Source organism: Geminicoccus flavidas, from assembly GCF_009806515.1.
Lineage (GTDB): Bacteria > Pseudomonadota > Alphaproteobacteria > Geminicoccales > Geminicoccaceae > Geminicoccus > Geminicoccus flavidus.
This window is the reverse complement of the sequence record NZ_WUJP01001100.1, coordinates 1-3698: the sequence shown is the minus strand read 5'-3', so window position 1 is coordinate 3698 and position 3698 is coordinate 1. Positions and strand designations below refer to the sequence as shown.

The following is a 3698-nucleotide window of genomic DNA, read 5'->3' as shown; positions in this document are numbered from 1 at the left end:
AACGGCGCCAGCACCGCCCACTGCCCATCCGTCAGCACCCCCGTCATCCGCCATCCCATCCGCTGTTCACCACATAGCAGACGGGAACAGACTTCAGGAGCTAACGGGGCCTAGTTTCATTGAAGATGATCCGGTTGCTGCCGTATCATGGCGTCAAGCTCTGGCTCAAGGCCATGAGCAAGTTCAGGAGTTCCGAGAGGGGAGGCGACGGTTCACTGGGCGCATGTGATCGACGAGGATCAAGTTTCACGCAGAAGCAACCCTCCTGCCGAATGAAAGACCGTGATCGTGTTCACCCGACCAGGCGGAAGGCATCTTCATCTGCCGGGAGCAAGCTGCCGGCAATCCTCCTCGGTCACTGCAGCAGCTTCAGGAGATTTTGCGGCATCTGGTTGGCCTGCGCCAGCATCGAGACGCCGGCCTGGGTCAGGATCTGCAGGGACGTGAACCTGGTCATCTCGGCAGCCATGTCCACGTCCAGGAGGGTGGAGCGTGCCGCGTCGAGATTCTCCACGCTCGTGGCAAGGTTGGCCGAGGCGAACTCGAAGCGGGCCATCATCGCGCCCATGTTGGCGCGCGCGGCGTTGAGGCCGGAGATTGCCCCGTCCAACGCGTTGCCGGCGGTCACCGAACTGGCAGTATCGGCCACGCTCGTCCCGGTGAGGCCGAGGCTGGCGGGCCGTACGTCGTCGATGTTGACGACGATCGTGTCCCCGGAGGACACGCCGACCTGGAAGCTCAGGCTGTCGCTACCGGTCACCCCGAACTGGCTTTCTGTGCCCGCGGCGAAGGTGGCGCTGAAGTCGAAATTGCTCAGGCTGATCTCGATGCCGGCATGCTCGAAAGAGATGCGTCCCTCATAGACCACTGCGTTCGAGGCGTGGGTGAACTGCACCGTGTCGGAGACCGTGCCGTTCGCGAGGGTGAACTGCCCAAGGCTGGAGCCGGCGGTGTAGTCATAGGATAGCTGCCAGGTGCCCACGGCGGCGTTGCCCGACAGCCGCGCGGTGATCCCGTTCGCATAAGTGCTGGCGGGATTGAACAGGGTGTCGGTCCCGCCGCCCAGATCGATGCTCTTGCCCGAAGCGCCATTGAGCAGCTGGGCACCGTTGAACTTGGTCTGGCCGGCGATGTTGCCCACCTCACCGACCAGCTCCTGGTACTCCAGGTCGAGAAAGGAGCGCTCGCTGTCGGTGAGTGAGCCGGACTGCGCCTGCACCGCGAGCGACTTCATCCGCAGCAGGATATCCGAGATCTTGGCAAGACCACCGTCTGCTACCTGGAGGAGGCTCGAGGCCTGCGCGGTGTTGACCGCTGCCTGGCGCAGGGCCGCGACGTCCGCTCGGATCTTCGTGCCGACCGCGAGCGAGGCAGCGTCATCGGACGCCTTCACGATGCGCGAGCCGCTGGAGAGCTTGGCCAGGGAACTGCTCGCCTGCGCCGCATTGCTGTTGAGATAGCGCAGAGCGGTGTTGGCCGCAGTGTTGGTCGTTCCAGTGAGGGGCATGTTCGTCTCCTGTCTCGATGTCGCCGCGGGGCGGCGGAAAGGTTATCGTGCCGGCAAGGTTAATGCCGCGGCGAGTGCGACCCTTGCGGCTGCCAGTTCGGTCAGATGCTGGCCACCACGTTCAGGCTGATCGGCTGCCCGAACAGGACGAGGCGGCTCGTGTCGTCGAACAGGTCGTGCGAGGCGACCCGCCGGACCTCGCAAAAGCCGTGCTTGGCAAGGAAGTAGGTGAGGAACTCGAGGGTAAACCCGACCTTGTGGAAGTCGTGCGCGTCCATCTGGCCGCCATAGATGATCCGCATGACATGGAAGCGCGCTTCCGGGGTGAGTGCTGGATGCACGAACATGCGGCAAAGAACGTCCAGGTCCGGGACGCTGATGCGCAACCTGCCGCCCGGCCGCAGCACCCGCCGGATGCCGGCCAGAACCTGCGGTAACTCGGCCTGATAGCCGAGATGCTCGAACACGTGCGAAGCGTATACCTCGGCGATCGATCCGTCGGCGAAACCGGTGAGGTCCGTGCAGCTGCCGACGAAGTCCACATAGGGGCCGGGCTGAATATTGAGGATCTTCCAGCCGGCCCTGGGCTGCACGCCGCCGATGTGCAGCCTGATCTCCCGGGATATGTCTGCCAGCTCCCCGAACTCGGTCACCTCGCTCGAGAGCATCGCTCCGGCTGGAGAGGCGGGGTGGTCCTGGCGGTCTGGCGAGCATGATTTCATGGCACGGCCTCCTGCGCTTCAGGCCGCAGCTCGGGTGAGGCCTCGCAAAGGCGGTGCCACATGGTTCGGAAGGCCGCGGTCATGTGCCGACCAAGATCGGCTTGGTCCATCAGTGGGCTGGCCCCCATTTCGCTGCGCAGCATCTGGCGCATGCCGACGAGCAGGTCCCTGGCCCTGGCGAGCTCGGTCGCGGTGAGCAGATAGTCCTCAACCGATCGGGCGACGCATGAGTGCAGGCCGATGCTGTGCAGGATCGACGCGCTCACCCTCGCGGCGTGCGTGTCACCGGCGAGCGTGACGACCGGGACGCCCATCCACAGCGCTTCACAGGTCGTGGTCGTGCCGCCGTAGGGGAAGGTATCGAGCGCTATGTCCATCCTGCCATAGGTCGCCAGATGGCTGGCCCGGCCATGCGTCCGCGGCAGGAGGTCGATCCGCTCCGGCGCGATCCCCCGGCCGCTGAAGGCCTGACGCACTTTCTCCTGCACCACCGGATCATGGCTCATGTCGTGCTTCAGCAGGAGGCGAGAGCCTCCGACGCGATGCAGGATCCTGGCCCACAGCTCGAACACGTCCTCATTCAGCTTGGCCATGTTGTTGAACGAGCCGAACGTGACGAAGCCGTTCGTGACGCAAGGTGGCTCGACGATTCCGGGAAACTCGACCGGCTCGTAGGCGAGAAAGCAGCGGTCCAGCCGCAGCAACTGCTCCACCGCATGGGCGTCGGCACCAGCCGGATCGGTGACCTCGTCCACGATGCGCCAGTCGACTGCCGGCATGCCGGTGGTATTAGGATAGCCCAGATAGGTGGCCTGAACCGGTGCGGGTCGTCGTGCCAGGACGAGCAGCCGGCTGTCGGAGGTGTGCCCGGCGAGATCGACGAGGATATCGATGCGATCCTCGCGCACGCGCCTGGCGATCTCGTCGTCGGCGATGCCCCAGACGTCGCGCCAATGGTCGGCTGCCTGTTTCAACGTCGCGGTCATGGCGTCGGCCATGTCGACATAGGCGTAGCAGAATGTCTCGATCTGGCTCCGGTCGAGATGGCGCAACAGCGGCAGGAAGAAGTAGGCGACGGAGTGACCGCGCAGGTCCGGGGAAAGAAAGCCCACCCGCAGGCGCCGATGTGGATCCCGGCCGGTGTCAGCCTTTCGGTGCCGCAGCACATGGGGCAGGGCGAAGCGCCTGGCCCAGCGCTCATGCTCGGCGCGGATCTGCAGCGGATCCAGCCCTGGACAGTAATTCAGGTCGAAGACCAGCGTCGAATGCTCCGCTGCCTGCGCATCGGGGCGGCCGACGCCCTGACGCAGCAGGTCGATTCCCTGCTCGTGCATGCCACGCTGGACCAGGAGATGACCAAGCATGGAATGAGCATTGGAGGGAGCGGGGCGGACGGTCAGGTAGTGCCGCAGCAACTGCTCGGCCTCTTCCCCCTTGCGGGTCCGCACGCAGGCATAGCCCAGCCAGCG

General features: G+C 65.0%; 3 protein-coding genes. All 3 read right to left on the bottom strand.

The features are described 5' to 3' along the window. Positions 1–355 precede the first annotated feature (355 nt). Positions 356–1507: a flagellin N-terminal helical domain-containing protein gene (locus tag EQG76_RS31020; RefSeq protein ID WP_159719073.1), complete on the bottom strand. Its 1152-nt coding sequence runs from the start codon at positions 1505–1507 to the stop codon at positions 356–358. 101 nt (positions 1508–1608) lie between these two features. After that, a complete protein-coding gene (locus EQG76_RS31015; protein ID WP_159719072.1) occupies positions 1609–2229 on the bottom strand; it encodes a class I SAM-dependent methyltransferase in 621 nt (206 codons plus the stop codon). After that, positions 2226–3698: O-linked N-acetylglucosamine transferase, SPINDLY family protein (locus EQG76_RS31010; protein ID WP_159719071.1), on the bottom strand; the 1473-nt coding region annotated here is incomplete at its 5' end. The genes EQG76_RS31010 and EQG76_RS31015, both read right to left, overlap by 4 nt.

Coding starts and splice junctions, on each gene's coding strand:
- EQG76_RS31020 (WP_159719073.1), bottom strand. CDS start 1,507: ATGCCCCTCACTGGAACGACCAACACTGCGGCCAACACCGCTCTGCGC.
- EQG76_RS31015 (WP_159719072.1), bottom strand. CDS start 2,229: ATGAAATCATGCTCGCCAGACCGCCAGGACCACCCCGCCTCTCCAGCC.